We start from the raw sequence: 16,808 nt of genomic DNA, 5'->3' as shown, positions 1-16,808 counted from the left end.
CCGAGCGGGCCGCCGCCGAGGTCGCCGCGGCCGTGGGCGAGGTGCGCGGCCGGCTCGCGGTCGGGCTCATCCCGACCGTGGCGGCGGTCGACGTACCCGACGCCCTGCGCGAATTCCGCGAGCGCTATCCGCACGTCCGCATCGGCCTGCGGGTCGGCGCGAGCGACGACCTCATCACCCGGGTCGAACAGGGCGGCGTCGATGTGGCCTTCCTCGGCCTGCCGACCACGGCCCACCCGCGCGGGGTGGCGTCCCGCGAACTCGCGCGGGACCGCCTGGTCGCCGTCGTCGCCCCCGATCATCCGCTCGCCGCCGAACCCGTGGTCGAGCTGCGCCGCCTCGCCGCGGAGACCTTCGTGGACATGCCCGCCGGAACGGCCGCCCGCCTCCAGACCGACCAGGCGTTCGCGGCCGCGGGCCTGGATCGCGACGTCGCCTTCGAGGTCACCACCGCCGATTACATCGCCCGCCTGGTCGCCCCCGGCCTCGCGGTCGCCATGATGCCCTCGGCCTATGCCCCGCACCTGTCGGGCGTGGCGACCCGCGAGGTCTCCGACGCCCCGGCCCGGGTCGAGTACGTCATCTGGAATCGCGCCGCCCGCACTCCCGCCGCCAGCGCCTTCCTCCGCATCCTGGGTGTGGAGCCGGACGCCTAGCATGGGGGCATGGTGGAATTCGCGTTCATCCTTCTGATCGGTGGGGCGCTGGTGGCGCTGTTCGCGATGTACCGCCGCGGGCGCGGGGGCGGGAACACGCCCGCGCAGGCCGAGACCGGAACCTTGCACGTCACCGGGGTGAGCCCGCGGCCCGCCGCCCAGGGCGAGCAGTACGTGACCATCACGGGGACCATCACCGGTCCGACCGTGCCCGGGGAGACGGTGTACGGGCGGTTCGCCTGGGACGTGAACCAGTGGCCGTCGCCGGGCGAGGACATCACCGTGGTGTATCCGATGGGCAAACCGCAGCACTGGCGGATCGGGCATCCGGGCGCGCGGCCGTATCTGGGCTCCTGATCAGTCGAAGGTCAGGTTCTCCGGTTCCTCGGTGAAGGCGCGGGCGGTGTCCGTGGCCAGCGCGAGGGCGCGGCGGGCCCAGTCCGTCGGCGCGCCCGACAGACCGCAGGCCGGGGAGACGACGACCTTGTCGCTCAGGGTGCGGCGCGGGAAGCCGAGACGATCGATCAGCCGGACCGCCGGTTCGGCGACGGTGCGCCAGGTCGGCGGGGTGCTCGGGGGCGTCGTCGGGATCAGGCCCAGGGCGAGCAGTTTGCCCGCGTCCAGGAGTTCGCCGACGGCGTCCAGGTCTCGGGTGGCGATGGCGGCCAGATCGAATCCGATTGCGGCGGCGGCACTTCCGCGCAGGAAGCCGAGCGCGGGCGACCGGTCGCAGCTGTGCACCAGCACCGGGGCCGCCTGCGCGCCGATGACGGTGTCGAGCAGGTGCAGCGCCTCCGGTTCGGGCACCGCGGGCACGCTGTCCAGCACGCTGGTGCCGGGCAGCGACCCGCGCAGCACCTCGGTGAGCGACGGCTCGTCCAGTTGCAGCACGACCCGCGCGCCCAGCCGCCGACCGACCTCGGCGACGTGCCGGGTCAGGCCCTCGGCCAGGGACTCCGAAAGATCGCGCACCGCACCGGAATCGGTGAGGATGCGATGCCCGCCGGGCAGTTCGACCTGGGCGGCGAGGGTCAGCGGACCGGTCGCCTGCACCTTCACGACACGGTCGGAACCGGTGAGACCCGCTGTCTCCCAGGCCTCTTCGAGCGCGTCGAGATCGGCGCGCAGCAGATCCCGGGCGCGTCGCGATACCGAGCCGGGGCGGGCGGCGAGCCGGTAGCCGCGGGTGGTGGTGTCGAAACGCAGGTCGACCAGCAGCGCGGAGGCGCGCCCGAGCATGTCCGAACCCGTTCCACGAGCGGGCAATTCGACCAGGTGCGGCAGCTCGGGCAGTTCGCCGACGATGGTGGCGGCGGCCTCGCGCGGATCGGTGCCCGGCCAGGAGCCGACGCCGGTGGCGACGCCACCGCGCAGGACGGATTCGGTCACCGGACGAGCTCGCCCGCGCGGTCGCCGCTGGTCGCGTTGATGGTGCCGCTGCCGATCACCTGATCCCCCGCCGGGTCCGGGCGGTACAGCACCACGGCCTGTCCGCGCGCCACACCGGTGAGCGGTTCGCGCAGCCGGACCACCAGCCCGTCGCCGACGGCCTCGGCGACCGCGGGCGCGGTGCCGCCGTGCGCGCGCACCTGGGCCACGCAGTCCAGCGGGCCGGACGGGGTCGCGCCCGAGGTCCACACCGCCCGGTCGGCGCGCACGGTCCACACGTCGAGCTCCTCGGCGGGACCCACCCGCACGGTCCCGGTGTCGGGATCGATGCCGGTGACGTAGCGGGGCCGGCCGTCGGGCGCGGGACCGGGCAGGCCGAGACCCTTGCGCTGGCCGATGGTGAAGCCGTGCACGCCCTCGTGTTCGGCGAGCGCGTTGCCGTCGGAGTCGACGATCGCCCCCGGCCGGACCCCGATTTTCGCGCCGAGGAAGGCGCGGGTGTCGCCGGAGGGGATGAAGCAGATGTCGTGCGAGTCGGGCTTGTTCGCGACCGCGAGCCCGCGCTCGGCGGCCTCGGCGCGGATCCGCGGCTTGGGGGTGTCGCCGACCGGGAACATGGCCCGCGACAGCTGCTCGGCGGTCAGCACGGCCAGCACGTAGGACTGATCCTTGTCGGCGTCGACCGCGCGGCGCAGCACGCCGTCGTCCAGCCGCGCGTAGTGCCCGGTGACCACGGCGTCGAAGCCGAGCGCGACCGCGCGATCGGCCAGCGCCGAGAACTTGATCTTCTCGTTGCAGCGCAGGCACGGATTGGGCGTCTCCCCCGCCGCGTAGGACGCGACGAAGTCGTCGATCACGTCCTCCTTGAAGCGGTCGGCGAAATCCCAGACGTAGAACGGGATTCCGAGCACATCGGCGGCGCGGCGGGCGTCCCCGGCGTCCTCCTTGGAGCAGCAGCCGCGCGAACCGGTCCGCAGCGTCCCCGGATTCGCCGACAGCGCCAGATGCACCCCGACCACCTCGTGCCCGGCGTCGACCGCCCGCGCGGCGGCCACGGCGGAATCGACTCCGCCGCTCATCGCGGCGAGCACCCTCATCGTGTACCTCCCTTCGCGCCGGCCAGCCCGGCGGCCTTGGCCCGTTCGACCACCGGCGGCAGCGCCCGCAACAACGTTTCGACATCGGCCCGGGTCGAGGTGTGCCCGAGCGAGAAGCGCAGCGAACCGCGCGCCCGCCCCGGGTCGGACCCCATGGCCAGCAGGACGTGACTGGGCGCGGCCACCCCGGCGTTGCAGGCCGAGCCCGTGGAACATTCGATACCGGCGGCGTCGAGCAGCATCAGCAGCGAATCACCCTCGCAGCCGGGGAAGGTGAAATGCGCGTTGCCCGGCAGCCGCCGCTCGCCGGAGGGCCCGTTGAGTTCCGCGTCGGGCACCGCGTCCCGCACCCCGGCGATGAGATCGTCGCGCAACCGCGTCAATTCCGGTGTGCGCGTAGGCAATTCGCGCACGGTCTGACGCAGCGCGGCGGCCAGGCCGACCGCCGCGGGCACGTCGGAGGTGCCCGAGCGCAGGTCCCGCTCGTGGCCGCCGCCGTGCAGCAGCGGCACGCACGGCACCTGGCGGCCCAGCAGCAGCACGCCCGACCCGTGCGGCCCGCCGACCTTGTGCCCGGCGAAACTGGCCGCGGCCACCCCGCTGGCGGCGAAGTCGATCGGCAGCTGCGCCGCGGCCTGCACCGCGTCGGTGTGCAGCGGAACGTCGAATTCCTGTGCGACGGCGGCCAATTCGACGATCGGCTCGATGACGCCGACCTCGTTGTTGGCCCACATGATCGACACGAGCGCGGTCTCGTCGGCGTGCTCGGCGAGCGCGGCCCGCAGCGTGCGCGGCGACACCACGCCCTCGCCGTCCACCGCGAGCAGCGTCACCCGCGCGCCCTCGCGCTGTTCGAGCCAGTCGACGGCGTCGAGCACCGCGTGGTGTTCGATCGCGCTGACCAGGATCCGGTTCCGCTTCGGATCGGCGTCGCGGCGGGCCCGATAGATCCCCTTGACGGCCAGATTGTCGCTCTCGGTCCCCCCGGAGGTGAAGATCACCTCCGACGGGCGCGCCCCCAGATCGGCCGCGATGGACTCGCGGGCCTCCTCCAGCAGCCGCCGCGCCGCCCGCCCCGATCCGTGCAGCGACGAGGCGTTACCCGCCTCGGCCAGCACAGCGGTCATCGCCTCGACCGCGGCCGGATACATCGGTGTCGTGGCCGCGTGATCGAGGTAGACCGCCTGGGGCGCCGCACCGACCGGACCCGGGAAAGGGGACTTCATGACGTGCAAAGCCTATCCGATCATCGACCTGGGAATCTCGAGGGTGTCTACCCACCGGAAGACGTAACCGGTCGAACACCGTCCGATATTCCCCGAGCCCGCCACCTCCCCTCGACGGCGAGCGAGGCCAGGCAGGCCAGCACCACGACCACCTCGGCGGCCAGCGCGAGCGCGGCCTGGGGCGCGGGCTCCCAGCCGGTCTCGCTGAACCCGAACAGTCCGGTCGTGCGGGACAGGACGAAGGCCGCCACCGAGCCGAGCCCGAGCAGCGCGGCCGCGACCCGCAGGGTCCACGGCCCCACGAGCACCAGCGCGGCGAGCGCGAACGACACGGCCGCCTGGACCAGGAATCCGGGACCGATGACGTGGATCACGCGATAGCCGCTCCCGTAGAGGTCGACGTGGACGTACCCGGTGATCACCAGGCCCACGCTGACCAGCACGCGCGACAGCGCATCGAACCAGCGGACGGTCATGACAGCTCCTGATCCTTGACGGCCAGCTGCTGCTCGCCACGTTTGAAGGTGACCTCGCGAATTCCCAAGGCGGCGTGCAGTTTTCCGGCGGGCAGCGTCACCGGTTTGGGCGCGGGGCCGTCGCCGGGGTGGGGCAGCGGGTAGGCGGTGGTGGTGCCGCTGTGGAAGGTGATGTTGCCCTCGGTCTTCGTGAACAGTTGGTGCACATGGCCGTTGAGGCAGGTGACCGAGGAGAACCGGCGCAGATAACTCAGCGCCTCGGCGGCGTCGTCGGTGCCCCACCCCCAGTCCGGGTACATCGCGAACAGCGGGATGTGGCTGAACACGATGATCGGGGTGTCGTTGCCGAGCCCGGCGACGTCCTTGCGCACGAAGTCCAGCTGATCCTGACCCAGATGCCCGAGGGTGCGCAGGTTCAACGTGTTGACCAGGCCGATCACGTGCACCCCGGCGATGTCGAAGCTGTACCACCCGTCCCCGCGGGTGCCCGCCCCGAACACCGAGCGATACCGCTGCCCGGCGTCGTCGGTCGAATCGTGTTCGCCCGGAACGGTGAACACGTGCGGGGTGTTCAGCCCGGTCATCATCTGCTTGACCTGATCGAACTGCTCCGGTGTGGCCAGATGGGTCAGGTCGCCGGTGTGGATGACGAAATCGGGGGTGTAGCCGAGGGCGTTGACCTGGTCGATCGCCTGCGTGAACGTCTGTGTCACATCGGGATTGGCGGTGCCCTGGAAGCCGATGTGGCTGTCGCTGATCTGCGCGAACCGCAGCGTCGGCCGGTCGGCGGCCGGGGTGGCGGACGCGCCGCCCGCCACCTGGGAGATGATCTCGCCCCCGACCACGGACAGGCCGACCGCGGCCCCGAACCAGGCGCTGTGCCGGATGAGCTGGCGACGGGTCATTCCGGGTTCGGTCACGGCGTCACCTGCACTGTCGCCTTCATGAACGGATGGATCGAGCACACGTAGGCCACCGTGCCCGGTTTGGTGAAGGTGAACGAATACGTCGCGCCCGCACCCATTCCCGGGGAGTGGAAGCTGCCGTCGGTGGCCACCACGGTGTGCGGTTCCTCGTCGCGATTGGTCCAGGTGACGGTCGTGCCGACCGGGACGGTCAGGGTCGCGGGGGCGAAGGCGAAGTTGTCGATGGTGACCGCGTTGGGCCCGGCGGGCGCGGCGGGGGCGCCCGACGACGGCCGCATGCCCGGCATGCCCGGCATCCCCGACATGCCCGGGGCGGCGCCACCCGCCGTCATGCCGGGAGTGTCGGTGCCCGAAGGGAATACGGGTGTGGGGGCGGCGGTGGGCGCGTCGTTGCCGCCGCACGCGCTCGTCACCCCCGCGACCGCCAGGGCGAGGGCGATCGCCGCCCGCCGCCCGTGAGGAATTCTGCTCATATCGTCCGGCCTCCGTTCCGGTGCCGCGTCCCTCGACGCGTGGCTCACCTACAGATAGGAGGACGGGTTACACCTCACGCGGGTTCGGTCGGCGCGAAAACCTCGATGGCGCCGTCGTTTTCGCGCACGCGCAGGCGGGGCAGCGGCGCGGGCGCGATCGGCAGCTGATGGGTGAGCACCCGGCCGTCCACCGCGAACGAGGTGGAATGGCACGGGCAGCGCAACCGATCCGCCGGGCCGTCGAGCCACAGCTTGCAACCCTGATGGGTGCACACGCCCGTCACCGCGGCCGGAATTCCGTTGGCGCGCCGCACGAATCCGCTCACCACACCCAGATCGAAGGCGACCGTGGCGCCCTCGGGCACGTCGGCGCTCGCGGCGACCGGCCGCCACACGCCCGCGTTGGGTTCCAGATCCGCTTGGGGCACGGGCGTTTTCGGCGCGGTGACGGCGTGATCGACCACGGCCCCGACCGCGGCGGCGGCCGCCGCCACCGAGGTGCCGATGAGCAACTGCCGGCGCGGTCTGCCCGGCGACGGCTCGGCGTCGTCGATCTCGTCGGCCAGCCGCCGGTGCAGGTCGGCGAGGAACTCCTCGCTGGGGGCGTCGCTGCCGAGCCGGGCGGCCCGCAGTTCGATGGCCGTGCGCATCTCCCGGGCCTCGGCCTCGTCCGGCCGTCCCGGGCGGGGGCGGCGCCCGGCGAGCAGATCCTCGACGAACCGCCGCGTGTCGCGCTCGCTCATCGCGCACCTCCCTCGTCCGAACCCGCGGCCATGCGTAGGGCGCGGTGTTGCAACACCTTCGCATTCGCCACGCTCACACCCAAGCTGTTCGCGGCGTCGCGCACCGACAGACCTTGCAGGAAACGCAGTTCCAGGATGCGACGGTACCGGTCGGGCAGATTCGCCAGCACCGCCCGCGCCCGCTCGGCGGCCCGGCCGTCCGGCGGCGGCTCGGGTCCGGTGTCGGGGAAGTCGTCGTCGATCACGGTGATCTCCCGGCCCATCCGCGTGCGCCAGTGGCCCGCGAGCACGGTGCGCGCGGTGGCCCGCAGATACGCGCGGACCTCCCGCACATCGGCGCTGACCCGCAACGGTTTCAGGGCCGTGGTGAACACCTCGGCGGTGAGGTCCTCCGCGTCCGCCCGATTGCCCACCTTGCCGAACATCAAGCCGTACACCCAGCCCACATTGTCGCGATACACCGCCTCCCAGTCCGGGTAGCCGTCGCCGGGCACCAACCGCAACCCCCGGGCCGGGTCCGGCTCCCCCGCCTCCCGCGGCGTGCCCGTCCGTCCTGCCATCACCCGCTGTCCTCCGACTCCGGCGGCCGGGACGACCGCTCGTGATCCCGGCGGCTCGGACGACCGCTCGGGACTCCGGCGGCCGGACGACCGGCCCCTGACCCAGGCGGCCGGGACGACCGCTCGTTGGTACATAGCGAACGGGGTTACAGCGGGATCGGTTCAAGCTACATTGCGGTCAGGTGCGACGGTCAGGAGTTCGTATGTATCCAGGGGTGCATGCCGCGCGGTTTCCGGACAAGGCCGCGGTGCTGCTCGCGGACGGGTCGGCGGGGTTGAGTTACGGCGAGTTGGAGGAGCGGTCTGCGCGGCTGGCGCGGTATCTGCACGGGGCGGGGTTGCGGCGGGGGGATCATGTCGCGCTGTTGACCGACAACGATCCGCGGACGTTCGAGGTCTATTGGGCCGCAATGCGTTCGGGGCTGTACTTCACCGCTGTGAATCGGCACCTGTCCGCCGCGGAGATCGCCTACATCGTGAACGATTGCGGCGCACGGGCTCTCGTGGTGTCGGCGCGGCTGGGTGAGGTGGCGGCGAAGATCGTGCCGGAGACGCCGGGGGTGGAGCTGCGGCTGTCGTATCGCGGGGCGGTGGAGGGTTACGCCTCCTATGAGGACGCGCTCGCCGCGTCCTCGCCCGAACCGCTGCCCTCGCAGCCCGCGGGCAGGGACATGCTGTACTCCTCGGGAACCACGGGGCGTCCCAAGGGGATCAAGCCGCCGTTGCAGGATCGGCAGGTGCACGAGCCGGGCGAGACGGTGGCCGGGGTGTTCGGCCCCATGTACGGCTTCGGCGAGGACACGGTGTACTTGTCCCCCGCGCCCATCTATCACGCGGCGCCGCTGCGGTTCTGCGGCGCGGTGCAGGCGCACGGGGGGACCGTGGTGCTGATGGAACGGTTCGACGCGGAGGCGGCGCTCGCGGCCGTCGAACGGCATCGGGTGACGCACAGCCAGTGGGTGCCGACCATGTTCGTGCGCATGCTCAAACTGCCCGCGGACGTGCGCGCGAGATACGACCTGTCGAGCCTGCGGGTGGCCGTGCACGCGGCCGCGCCCTGCCCGGCCGAGGTGAAGCGGGCCATGATCGAGTGGTGGGGGCCGGTGCTCTACGAGTACTACTCGGCCACCGAGGGCATCGGCATCACCTTCGTCGACAGCGCCGAGTGGCTGCGCAAGCCCGGTACGGTCGGCCGGGCCGCGCTCGGGGTGATCCACGTGTGCGGCGAGGACGGCGCGGAGCTGCCGGTCGGGGAGATCGGCACGATCTACTTCGAGCGCGACGAGGTGCCCTTCGCGTACCACAACGATCCGGCCAAGACGGCCGAGGCCGTGCATCCGGCGCATCCGACGTGGTCGACCACCGGCGATGTCGGCTATGTGGACGACGAGGGGTTCCTGTTCCTCACCGACCGCAAGGCGTTCATGATCATCTCCGGCGGGGTTAACATCTATCCGCAGGAGATCGAGGACGCGTTGGCGTTGCACTCCAAGGTGTTCGACGCCGCGGTCGTCGGCGTTCCGGACGCGGAGATGGGCGAGTCGGTGCGGGCGGTGATCCAGCCCGCCCCGGGCGTCGACCCCACCCCCGAACTCGCCGACGAGTTGCGCGCGTTCCTGCGCGAGCGCATCGCCCACTACAAGGTGCCGCGCGGCATCGACTTCGTCGACGAACTGCCGCGCACCCCGACCGGGAAGCTGGTCAAACGGAAGTTGCTGGAGCGCTACCGCTGATCAGCGGGCGAAACCCGCGTCGGCGGCGGCCGCGGTGAGCGCGTCGAGCCCGAAGCCGTCGACCGGTCCGAGCGCGCCCACGCCGCGCAGGCCGCCGTCGAGCGCGGTGCGCGCGCCCCAGGCGAGCATGGCGGCGGTGAACTCGTAGGGGTCGCCGCCCGTCAGCGTCACCGACGCGAGGGTGCGGCCCGCGGCGTCGACGGCCTCGGCGACGACCCAGCTGCGGGTGCGGGCGCGGGCCGCCGCGTCGGGACCGCCGGTGGAGCCCTTGACGATTCGGGTCAGCAGGCCCTGGGTCGCCCGGCGCGCGGGGCCCACCGCCGTGATCGCGCCCGCGAGCAGCGAGGTGGCTTGCAGGCCGCGCGCCACCGGACCGGTGAGACCCAGGTACACGCCCACGTCGCGCAATTGCGGGTAGGCCCGGGTGAGGGCGAGGTGCTCCGAACCCGGCACCGACAGTCCCCTCCCCGTCCGGCCCGCGACGTCGAAGGCGCGCACCCGCGCTCCCGTCCGCTCGGTGACCAGTTCGCCGCCGCGATGCGCGAAGCCCTGTTCGAACAGCATTCCGGCCATGGAAGCGCGGGTGCCGCCGCTGGTGCCGGGGCTGGCCATGAAGTAGCCGATCTCCACGCCCACCGCCTCGGGAGCCTCGCGCAGTACGAGCCCGGCGGCGAGATTGCCTGGGACGTAATCGAATCCGAACGCGGTCAGCAGTCCGATCCCGGCCTCTCGCGCGGCGGCGTCGCGCTCGAAGACGCCGCGGATGAACGGGCCCTCGCCGGTGGAGTCGAAGTAGTGCGCCCCGGCCGCGAGCGCCGCCGCGAGGGCGGGTTCGCCGTGGCGCAGGAACGGCCCGACCGTCGTCACCAGGACATCGCCGCGGCTCAGCAGGGCGCGCACCGACGCGGGGTCGGTGACGTCCGCGACCGCGGTGTCCGCGGCGCCGAGGTCGGCGGCCAGCTTCTCCACCGCGGTGGCGTGGCGGCCGGCGAGCACCGGGGTCGCGCCCCGGGCGATCAGGGCCTCGGCGGTGAGGCGGCCGGTGTAGCCGGTGGCTCCGAACACGACGATCTTCGACATTGCCCTACCCCGTATTTCTGTTCGACGTCGATGTCCGCACAGTACATCGATTCGGGCAAACCAGGGCGGCCGGTTCGGATGCGCCCGCGCCACAAGGATTCCCGGCACACTGGGACCGTCGGTTTCCGATCGTCACCACCCAGGAGGTCTCCGTGACGAAAAAGCTGTACGCCCGCATGATGAAGGCCGTGTGTCCCGTCGATCCCGAGACCATGGCCACGACGGTGCCGTTCCTGCAACACGAGATCGTGCCGCACGCGATGGCCGATCCGGGGGCGCGGCAGATCTACTTCTTCGTCGACCCGACCGACGGCACGGTCTTCTCCATCACCATCTACGAGACCGAGGAGGATCTCGCGGGGGCGATGCGCGAGGCCGGGAGCGAGTACCGGTTCGCGAGCCTGGCCAAGATCGGCTGTACGGCGGTGGACGCGCGGCGGCTCGAGGTGGTGGCGGGCGCGGTCGCCGCCGACGCCGCCGACGTGGATTTCGCGACAATCGTTCCGCCACAGGAGGTCTGAGCGATATGCCGGAGATCAGCTACCCCGCTCCCAGCGGTTCGGTGCCCGGCTACCTGGCGGTCCCGGACGGCACCGGCCCGTGGCCGGGCGTGGTCGTCGTGCACGACGCGTTCGGCATGACCGACGACATCCGGCGTATCACCGATCGCTTCGCGGGCGCCGGGTATCTCACGCTGACGCCCGCGTTGTTCCGGCGCGGCAACCGGATTCGCTGTGTCGTGGAGACCATGCGCACGCTGTCGGCGAATCAGGGCCCGGCCGTGGACGATCTGCGCGCGGCCGGAACGTATCTCGCCGACGACGACCGGTGCACCGGGAAGGTCGGCGTGGTCGGCTTCTGCATGGGCGGCGGGTTCTGCCTGCTGCTCGCACCGACCGGAACGTTCGACGCCGCCGCCCCGAACTACGGCTTCCTGCCGAAAGACCTTGCGACGCTGCGTCATTCGTGCCCGATGGTGGCCAGTTACGGCGGCAAGGACCGCGGGCTGCGCGGCGCGGCGGACCGACTGGAAGCGGCCCTCGGGGAGGTGCCCCACGATGTCGAGGAGTACCCGAACGTCGGCCACAGCTTCATGAACGACTGGCGCGCCCCCGCGCCGCTGCGCGTGGTGGAACGCGTTGCGGGACTTCAATATTCGCGACCGGAGGCCGAGGATGCCTGGCGGCGGATCCTGGCCTTCTTCGGCGAGCACCTCGGTCAGGGCCAGGCGTCCAGGTAGGCGCGGTAGGTGCCCGAGGGCAGGCGGGCGTCGTAGAGCAGGTCGCCGGAGGCGGAGAATTCCGAGATGTGCGCGGCCATCCCCCACCCGACGCAGGTGGCGCCGTTCGGCAGCTCCTGGGCGTTGCCCATGGCGAAGGCGGTCAACCCGGCCGGATGGGTCTGGTCGCGCACCAGAGTGGCTCGGCGCGTGTCGAAGTCGAGGTGGATCCAGCGGACGCTCGACGGTCCGAGTGAGCTGGTCGGCTCCGCGGAGTTGTTGTTGAACAGCCGCAGCGTGGTCGGATCGGCGAATTCGGCGTCGTGCTGGTAGGCGAACTCCACCCCCGGCCCGAGGTCGAAGGTGGAGTGCGCGCCGCCGAGCCGCCAGCGGATGTCGCCGGTGTGGATGTCGACGTCGTAGACCGTGGAGGTGTCGCGCAGCGAGATCACCAGGTTCCCTTGCGGATCCAGCGCGATCGAGTTCATGTGATACGGATCGGGCACCGACCCCGACTGCGGCTTCGGCACGCGGGTGTCGCTCAGCGGCACGTGATCGAGGGCGCTCCAGCGGAACAGCACGGTCCCCGTGGCCACGTCGACGACGGAGGCGACGGTGTCGAGCACGGTGCCCTGGGCCGGGCCGCCGATCGAGGTCAGGTCGGCGGGCGCCTCGCGGTAGGAGGTGATCAGCGCGCGGCCGTCGGGGGTGAGCCGGAACTCGTGCACGTCGGAGGTGTAGCCCTCGCCCGGGGTGACCTTCGCGATGATGTTGTGGTCCTCGTCGGCGATGTAGTCCGCGCCGGAACCGTGACCGACCGCCGTGCTGCCCTGCCACCACGTCAGCACCCGGCGACCCTGATAGGTCTGGGTGCGGAAGTTGCTCACGTCCTCACCCGCGGGCGGTTCGTAGCGCCAGATCACGTGGCCGTCCTTGTCCGCGATGACGTTCGCGGCCCGCAGCCCCGGCAGCGCGGTCGCCGCGTCGGCCATTCCCTTGGGGAGCACCGCGGCGGCGCTGAGGCCCTCGGAGTAGAACACCTTCAGGTCCGGATTGCCGTCGGGTTCGTTCACGTCGACGGTGTAGGTGAGCACGCCCGACGACAGGGTGGGCACGGGTCCGGCCAGCGCCGTCGCGGGAAGGGTCGCGCACAGGCCGACCGCCACGCACAACGGCCGCAGGATCTTTCGCACAGCGAAAAGATAACGAGCCCTTGAACCCGACGCCACGTCAGGTCCTAGCGTGGGAACCGCACACCGAAAGGACGGCGCCGTGACCGAACGAGAGTGGCGGATCGGGGAGCTGGCCCGGGAGACGGGCGTGACGGTGCGCGCGCTGCACCACTACGACCGGCTGGGCCTGTTGACGCCGTCGTCGCGGACGCCCGGCGGGCACCGCTGCTACACCGGAGACGATGTGCGGCGGCTGCATCGCATCGTGGCCCTGCGCGACTTCGGCTTCGGGCTCGGCGAGATCGCGGACCTCCTGCGCGCCGACGCCGACCACGATCCCCGCGACCTCATCCGCGAACAGCTGGAGGTGGTCGACGAGCGCATCGCCCGCGCCCTCGTCCTGCGCCGCCGCCTGCTCGGCGTGCTCGGCGGCCTCGACCGCGCGGTCGAACCGTCGATCTCGGAATTCCTGCGACTGACCGAGGAGACCCTCGCCATGACCCAGCCCCTGACCCCGGAGGAGTTCGTCCGCCTCGTGCGGCGCCGCCGCGACTACGCCGCCACGCTGAGCGAGGAGGAGTTCGCGGCCCTGGCACGTCGGCGCGCGGAGGCGTTCGAGTCCATGGATCCCGCTGAGCGCGAACGCCTTTCGGCACGCCGGGCGGCGCTCGTCCCACCCGGTTTCGACCTACCGACCGAGGAGAGCTGACGCCTCACACCAGGCCGGTGGCGTCGAAGATCCAGGACATGTCGGCGTTCGCGAAATCGGCCATCCAGGTCGCGGGGGCGTGGTTGGTGAGCGCCCCCATGTCCCAGTAGTCCTTCCAGAGCGTGATCTTGCCGTCCTCGACGCGGTGCACCGACACGAAGCGCAGGACGGCGGATTCGCCGGTGGCCCAATGCCATTCCTCGTGGTGCTCGTACATGACGTCGGCGCCGTTGTCGAGGATCAGGCCGTCGAAGTTCTCGTAGGAGGCCAGCGGGGCCAGGCCGATCTTCAGGCGCTTGACGATGTCGTCGGGGCCGCGGGCGGCGGCGGTCGGGCCCACCGGCATGTCGAGGTAGATGCAGTCCTCGGACAGGTGGGTCCGCACGGCGTCCCAGTCGCGGCGCGACAAAGCCCGCCACATCGCGAGGACCGGTCCGGTACATGGTGTGGACATGTGTCCGGACATTACTACGGAGCGGGCCGTCTCAATCCTTTTCCACCGGTTCGCGGCCGGCCCACCGGTCGGCGGTCTCGCCGGTGGCGACGAAGATCGTGCGGCGGCCGACCTCCACGGCGTTGTCGGCGAACCGCTCGTAGTAGCGGCCGAGCAGCGACAGGTCGACCGCGGCGGTGACGCTGTGGGTCCAGGCCGGGTCGAGGATGGTGGACAGCAGTTCCCGGTGCAGCTGGTCGATGGTGTCGTCCAGCTCGTCGAGTCCGGCCGCGGCGGCGGGATCGCCGGAGGCGAGCACGTCCGCGGCGGCGTCGGCGATGCCGACCGCGGCCGCGCCCATGCGCGACAGCAGCGGCCGAATCGATTCGGGCACAACGTGTTCGGGATGACGACGGCGGGCGGCGGTGGCGATGTGGGTGGCCAGCGCGGCCATTCGTTGCAGATTGCCGGTGAGCTGGATGGCGGTCACCACCAGCCGCAGCTCGGTGGCGACGGGGGCCTGTAATGCCAGCAGCCGCAACGCCTCCCGTTCGGCCTCGGCCTGCATCTCGTCGACCTCGCGGCCCATATCGATGGCGGCCTCGGCCTGCTGGACGTCGGCGTTCACCAGCGCGTCGGTCGCGGTTTCGACCAAAGCCTTGTCCCGCGAGCACATTTCGCGCAACAGTTCGCCGAGGCGGCGCAACTCGACGTGGTACTGGACGCGCATACCCGATTCAACACCATCGGGCGCGGGGACCGGATCGGCGTCCGGCGCCACGGGCGTCTGCCACCCCTCCTCGACCGGCCAGCCGCCCGCCCGCAACCGCTCGCGCACCCGCTCGAGATCGGCCTCGCGCGGCAGTTCGTCGGTGAACCGGGTGATCGCCACCCCGGCGTCCACCCGGTCGGGCGGCAGCGAGCCCTGGTCGGCGAGTTCGCGCACGACCTGTTCGATCTCCGCGGCGCTCAACCGGCGGCCGAGCACGGCGAGCAGCGGCAGGTAGTCCTGTTCGGGGACACCCTGCGGATATCCGGCCCGCAGCCACGCCACGATCCGGGTCAGCAGATCAGACCACTCCATCGCTAATCACCCATCACCCCAGAGAGTTCGGCCGGGGATCCGGCCACGGTCACCGTACGGCATCCACCCGTCGACAGGAGTGCCATAACCCCGGGGCGAAAGTCGAAACAGCCCGAGCGGGCCCCCGCTATCCTGGGCACGGCCTTGCGCCGCGGGCGACTCTGTATCGGGGAAGAGATCATGGATACGTTGACGATCGACACGCGCGACCGACTACGCCGGGATCTGCGGCGCTACGCCGAGGCGGTGGACTGCCGCTACGAACCGGCGATCGTGGAGGCGGCCCTCGACGCGTTCGGGGGCGCGTGGAGCGGGATCGTCGGGGTACGCACGACCACCCATCCGGTCGGCGTGCGGGAAGTCGATGCGCGAGTGCAGTATCCGGGCACGCCCGCCGAACTGGTCGCGACGCTGCGGCGGTCGGGGCTGGTGTCGTTCTCCGGTCGGCCGCCCGAGGCGCTGCTCGACGAGGTGATCGCGGCCGTGCCCGAGGCGCGCGCGGCCGTGGACGTCGCGCTGGGCGGCGGGGTGCGGAAGGTGTGGCTGTTCTTTCCCGAGGTGCTCGAGGTGGAGCGGACCCTGGCGTTCGCGCACGTGCCCGACTCCGCGCGCGCCCACGCCGGGCATCTCACCCGCTACGGCGGCAGGATCGGGATCCTGTCGGTGGACTTCGCGGCCGAGACGATGAATCTGTACTCGCAGGTGCTCGAGCCCGGAACCATCGGCGCCGCGGGCATGTCCGCGATCACGGCCGAACTGGGTTTCGTCATCCCGACCGAGGCGGAGACCCACGTGTTCGGCGGCGCCTACAACGTGTACCGCACCTTCGGCTGGGACTCCCCGCACATGCGCCGGATCTGCTTCCCGGTCCGCCGCACTCGCGACACCTTCCCCACCGATCTGCATCCGGTGCTGGCCCGCTTCGTCGCCGAGCCCCCCTTCCCCGGCGAGGGGCCGCACGGGTTCACGGCGTATGTCGCCTATGGGCCGAGCGACCGGTATTACAAGGTGCAGGCGGAGTATTCGCATGCCGCGCGAGCCGCGTTCCCGGGCGGGGTGGCGCCCGCGGTGAACCGGTAGTCAGGCGGCCTCGAGCAGGAGTTCGGTGAGTTCGGTGGGCATGGTGATCATGCAGTCGTGGCCGGTGGGCAGTTCGCGCACGCGGGCGGGCGGCTGATCCGGCACCGGGCGGCGCTCCAGGCCCGGGGGTGTGATCGTGCAGTGAATGTGCGTGCGCGGCAACAGCTTCACGGCCGGGTTGTCCAGCCGAACCGGCTGTTGCAGACAGCGCACGGACTGATCCGACATCATGGTCCGCAGCCAGGCGATGTCGTCGGGGTCGGTGACGCCGAAAAGGCCGTAGGGGGCGGGCATTTCGGGCGGCGGGGGCACGCGCCAGCCGCTCTCGGAGGCGAGGGCGAGATCGATCATGGCCTTGGTCACGGGCAGGACGTCGGCGGCGGTCTCGCCGTCCTCGGGGACCATGGCGTCGAGGTAGACGAGGTGGGCGATCCGCTCGGGCAGGCGGTTGGCGACCGCGGAGATCACGAGTCCGGCGTAGCTGTGGCCCACGAGGATCACCTCGGTGAGGTCCTCGGCGATGAGGAGCCGGGCGATGTCGTCGGTGTGGGTGTCGAGGCCGATCTCGGGAGTGAGCAGATGCCGGGTCTCGCCGTAGCCGGTCAGGGTCGGGGCCAGCACCCGATGTCCGGCGGCGGTGAGGCGCGCGACCACCCGATCCCAGCATTCGCCGGTATGCCACGCGCCGTGGACCAGCAGATATGTCGACATGATGCTCCCTCGTGGGATGATGAATGAAACGGGACGTTGTC

20 protein-coding genes are annotated in these 16,808 nt (G+C 71.5%); 7 read left to right on the top strand and 13 right to left on the bottom strand.

What is annotated here, in order from left to right:
* Positions 1–656 (top strand): LysR substrate-binding domain-containing protein (locus ACWDSJ_RS35500; RefSeq protein ID WP_450037183.1); only part of this gene is annotated, 656 nt, incomplete at its 5' end.
* A gap of 9 nt (positions 657–665) precedes the next feature.
* Positions 666–1,013 (top strand): hypothetical protein, encoded by a 348-nt coding sequence (locus ACWDSJ_RS35495; RefSeq protein WP_450037182.1) that lies wholly within the window; start codon positions 666–668, stop codon positions 1,011–1,013.
* On the opposite strand, the gene ACWDSJ_RS35490 is transcribed toward ACWDSJ_RS35495, so the two are convergent.
* The 8 genes from ACWDSJ_RS35490 to ACWDSJ_RS35455 form a co-directional block, all read right to left on the bottom strand.
* Positions 1,014–2,045, bottom strand: coding sequence for a methionine synthase (locus tag ACWDSJ_RS35490; protein WP_450037181.1), 1,032 nt, complete (start codon positions 2,043–2,045; stop codon positions 1,014–1,016).
* Entirely contained in the window at positions 2,042–3,142 is a 1,101-nt protein-coding gene (gene mnmA, locus ACWDSJ_RS35485) for a tRNA 2-thiouridine(34) synthase MnmA (RefSeq protein ID WP_450037179.1), read from the bottom strand. Before mnmA ends, ACWDSJ_RS35490 begins: the two co-directional genes overlap by 4 nt.
* Positions 3,139–4,368 carry a cysteine desulfurase family protein gene (locus ACWDSJ_RS35480; RefSeq protein ID WP_450037178.1) on the bottom strand — a complete coding sequence of 410 codons (1,230 nt, stop codon included), beginning with the start codon at positions 4,366–4,368 and terminating at the stop codon, positions 3,139–3,141. Before ACWDSJ_RS35480 ends, mnmA begins: the two co-directional genes overlap by 4 nt.
* A gap of 47 nt (positions 4,369–4,415) precedes the next feature.
* Positions 4,416–4,844, bottom strand: coding sequence for a hypothetical protein (locus ACWDSJ_RS35475; protein WP_450037177.1), 429 nt, complete (start codon positions 4,842–4,844; stop codon positions 4,416–4,418).
* Positions 4,841–5,749, bottom strand: a complete 909-nt coding sequence (locus ACWDSJ_RS35470) for a metallophosphoesterase family protein (RefSeq protein ID WP_450037188.1) — start codon at positions 5,747–5,749, stop codon at positions 4,841–4,843. The genes ACWDSJ_RS35475 and ACWDSJ_RS35470 overlap by 4 nt, the downstream gene beginning before the upstream one ends.
* Before the next feature lie 11 nt (positions 5,750–5,760).
* Positions 5,761–6,243: a cupredoxin domain-containing protein gene (locus tag ACWDSJ_RS35465; protein WP_450037176.1), complete on the bottom strand. Its 483-nt coding sequence runs from the start codon at positions 6,241–6,243 to the stop codon at positions 5,761–5,763.
* Positions 6,244–6,317: 74 nt separating this feature from the next.
* The gene (locus ACWDSJ_RS35460) at positions 6,318–6,986 is read right to left on the bottom strand and encodes a Rieske 2Fe-2S domain-containing protein (protein WP_450037175.1); all 669 of its coding nucleotides are present in this window, start codon (positions 6,984–6,986) and stop codon (positions 6,318–6,320) included.
* Positions 6,983–7,546 (bottom strand): RNA polymerase sigma factor, encoded by a 564-nt coding sequence (locus ACWDSJ_RS35455; protein WP_450037174.1) that lies wholly within the window; start codon positions 7,544–7,546, stop codon positions 6,983–6,985. Before ACWDSJ_RS35455 ends, ACWDSJ_RS35460 begins: the two co-directional genes overlap by 4 nt.
* Positions 7,547–7,749: 203 nt before the next feature.
* On the opposite strand from ACWDSJ_RS35455, the gene ACWDSJ_RS35450 reads away from it, so the two are divergent.
* Positions 7,750–9,279 (top strand): acyl-CoA synthetase, encoded by a 1,530-nt coding sequence (locus ACWDSJ_RS35450; RefSeq protein WP_450037173.1) that lies wholly within the window; start codon positions 7,750–7,752, stop codon positions 9,277–9,279.
* Here ACWDSJ_RS35450 and ACWDSJ_RS35445 read toward each other — a convergent pair whose 3' ends face one another.
* Positions 9,280–10,359 (bottom strand): saccharopine dehydrogenase family protein, encoded by a 1,080-nt coding sequence (locus ACWDSJ_RS35445; RefSeq protein ID WP_450037172.1) that lies wholly within the window; start codon positions 10,357–10,359, stop codon positions 9,280–9,282.
* Positions 10,360–10,511: 152 nt separating this feature from the next.
* On the opposite strand from ACWDSJ_RS35445, the gene ACWDSJ_RS35440 reads away from it, so the two are divergent.
* Both ACWDSJ_RS35440 and ACWDSJ_RS35435 read left to right on the top strand, forming a co-directional pair.
* Positions 10,512–10,880, top strand: a complete 369-nt coding sequence (locus ACWDSJ_RS35440; RefSeq protein ID WP_450037170.1) for a hypothetical protein — start codon at positions 10,512–10,514, stop codon at positions 10,878–10,880.
* A gap of 5 nt (positions 10,881–10,885) precedes the next feature.
* Positions 10,886–11,599, top strand: coding sequence for a dienelactone hydrolase family protein (locus tag ACWDSJ_RS35435; protein WP_450037169.1), 714 nt, complete (start codon positions 10,886–10,888; stop codon positions 11,597–11,599).
* On the opposite strand, the gene ACWDSJ_RS35430 is transcribed toward ACWDSJ_RS35435, so the two are convergent.
* Positions 11,578–12,771, bottom strand: a complete 1,194-nt coding sequence (locus ACWDSJ_RS35430; protein WP_450037167.1) for an arylsulfotransferase family protein — start codon at positions 12,769–12,771, stop codon at positions 11,578–11,580. The genes ACWDSJ_RS35435 and ACWDSJ_RS35430 overlap by 22 nt on opposite strands.
* A 79-nt stretch (positions 12,772–12,850) precedes the next feature.
* Between ACWDSJ_RS35430 and ACWDSJ_RS35425 the strand changes: the two genes are divergently transcribed.
* Positions 12,851–13,459: a MerR family transcriptional regulator gene (locus ACWDSJ_RS35425; RefSeq protein WP_450037166.1), complete on the top strand. Its 609-nt coding sequence runs from the start codon at positions 12,851–12,853 to the stop codon at positions 13,457–13,459.
* Between the two features lie 4 nt (positions 13,460–13,463).
* On the opposite strand, the gene ACWDSJ_RS35420 is transcribed toward ACWDSJ_RS35425, so the two are convergent.
* Positions 13,464–13,913 (bottom strand): nuclear transport factor 2 family protein, encoded by a 450-nt coding sequence (locus tag ACWDSJ_RS35420; RefSeq protein ID WP_387355659.1) that lies wholly within the window; start codon positions 13,911–13,913, stop codon positions 13,464–13,466.
* Positions 13,914–13,944: 31 nt separating this feature from the next.
* A complete protein-coding gene (gene phoU, locus ACWDSJ_RS35415; protein ID WP_450037164.1) occupies positions 13,945–14,976 on the bottom strand; it encodes a phosphate signaling complex protein PhoU in 1,032 nt (343 codons plus the stop codon).
* Positions 14,977–15,156: 180 nt separating this feature from the next.
* Here phoU and ACWDSJ_RS35410 point away from each other — a divergent pair, with 180 nt between their 5' ends.
* Positions 15,157–16,056, top strand: a complete 900-nt coding sequence (locus ACWDSJ_RS35410; RefSeq protein WP_450037162.1) for an aromatic prenyltransferase — start codon at positions 15,157–15,159, stop codon at positions 16,054–16,056.
* On the opposite strand, the gene ACWDSJ_RS35405 is transcribed toward ACWDSJ_RS35410, so the two are convergent.
* Positions 16,057–16,767, bottom strand: coding sequence for an alpha/beta fold hydrolase (locus ACWDSJ_RS35405; protein WP_450037161.1), 711 nt, complete (start codon positions 16,765–16,767; stop codon positions 16,057–16,059).
* Between the last annotated feature and the right edge of the window lie 41 nt (positions 16,768–16,808).

Source organism: Nocardia sp. NPDC003482 (assembly GCF_053588115.1).
Note: the sequence above shows the minus strand (reverse complement) of the source record. Positions and strands in the feature narration are given on the sequence as shown.

Bases quoted from the DNA above. Each gene is read 5' to 3' on its own strand.
- ACWDSJ_RS35405 (WP_450037161.1), bottom strand. From the start codon at position 16,767: ATGTCGACATATCTGCTGGTCCACGGCGCGTGGCATACCGGCGAATGC.
- ACWDSJ_RS35495 (WP_450037182.1), top strand. From the start codon at position 666: ATGGTGGAATTCGCGTTCATCCTTCTGATCGGTGGGGCGCTGGTGGCG.
- ACWDSJ_RS35420 (WP_387355659.1), bottom strand. From the start codon at position 13,913: ATGTCCACACCATGTACCGGACCGGTCCTCGCGATGTGGCGGGCTTTG.
- ACWDSJ_RS35480 (WP_450037178.1), bottom strand. From the start codon at position 4,368: ATGAAGTCCCCTTTCCCGGGTCCGGTCGGTGCGGCGCCCCAGGCGGTC.
- ACWDSJ_RS35470 (WP_450037188.1), bottom strand. From the start codon at position 5,749: ATGACCCGTCGCCAGCTCATCCGGCACAGCGCCTGGTTCGGGGCCGCG.
- ACWDSJ_RS35465 (WP_450037176.1), bottom strand. From the start codon at position 6,243: ATGAGCAGAATTCCTCACGGGCGGCGGGCGGCGATCGCCCTCGCCCTG.
- ACWDSJ_RS35410 (WP_450037162.1), top strand. From the start codon at position 15,157: ATGGATACGTTGACGATCGACACGCGCGACCGACTACGCCGGGATCTG.
- ACWDSJ_RS35475 (WP_450037177.1), bottom strand. From the start codon at position 4,844: ATGACCGTCCGCTGGTTCGATGCGCTGTCGCGCGTGCTGGTCAGCGTG.
- ACWDSJ_RS35435 (WP_450037169.1), top strand. From the start codon at position 10,886: ATGCCGGAGATCAGCTACCCCGCTCCCAGCGGTTCGGTGCCCGGCTAC.
- ACWDSJ_RS35455 (WP_450037174.1), bottom strand. From the start codon at position 7,546: ATGGCAGGACGGACGGGCACGCCGCGGGAGGCGGGGGAGCCGGACCCG.
- ACWDSJ_RS35450 (WP_450037173.1), top strand. From the start codon at position 7,750: ATGTATCCAGGGGTGCATGCCGCGCGGTTTCCGGACAAGGCCGCGGTG.
- mnmA (WP_450037179.1), bottom strand. From the start codon at position 3,142: ATGAGGGTGCTCGCCGCGATGAGCGGCGGAGTCGATTCCGCCGTGGCC.
- ACWDSJ_RS35445 (WP_450037172.1), bottom strand. From the start codon at position 10,359: ATGTCGAAGATCGTCGTGTTCGGAGCCACCGGCTACACCGGCCGCCTC.
- ACWDSJ_RS35460 (WP_450037175.1), bottom strand. From the start codon at position 6,986: ATGAGCGAGCGCGACACGCGGCGGTTCGTCGAGGATCTGCTCGCCGGG.
- phoU (WP_450037164.1), bottom strand. From the start codon at position 14,976: ATGGAGTGGTCTGATCTGCTGACCCGGATCGTGGCGTGGCTGCGGGCC.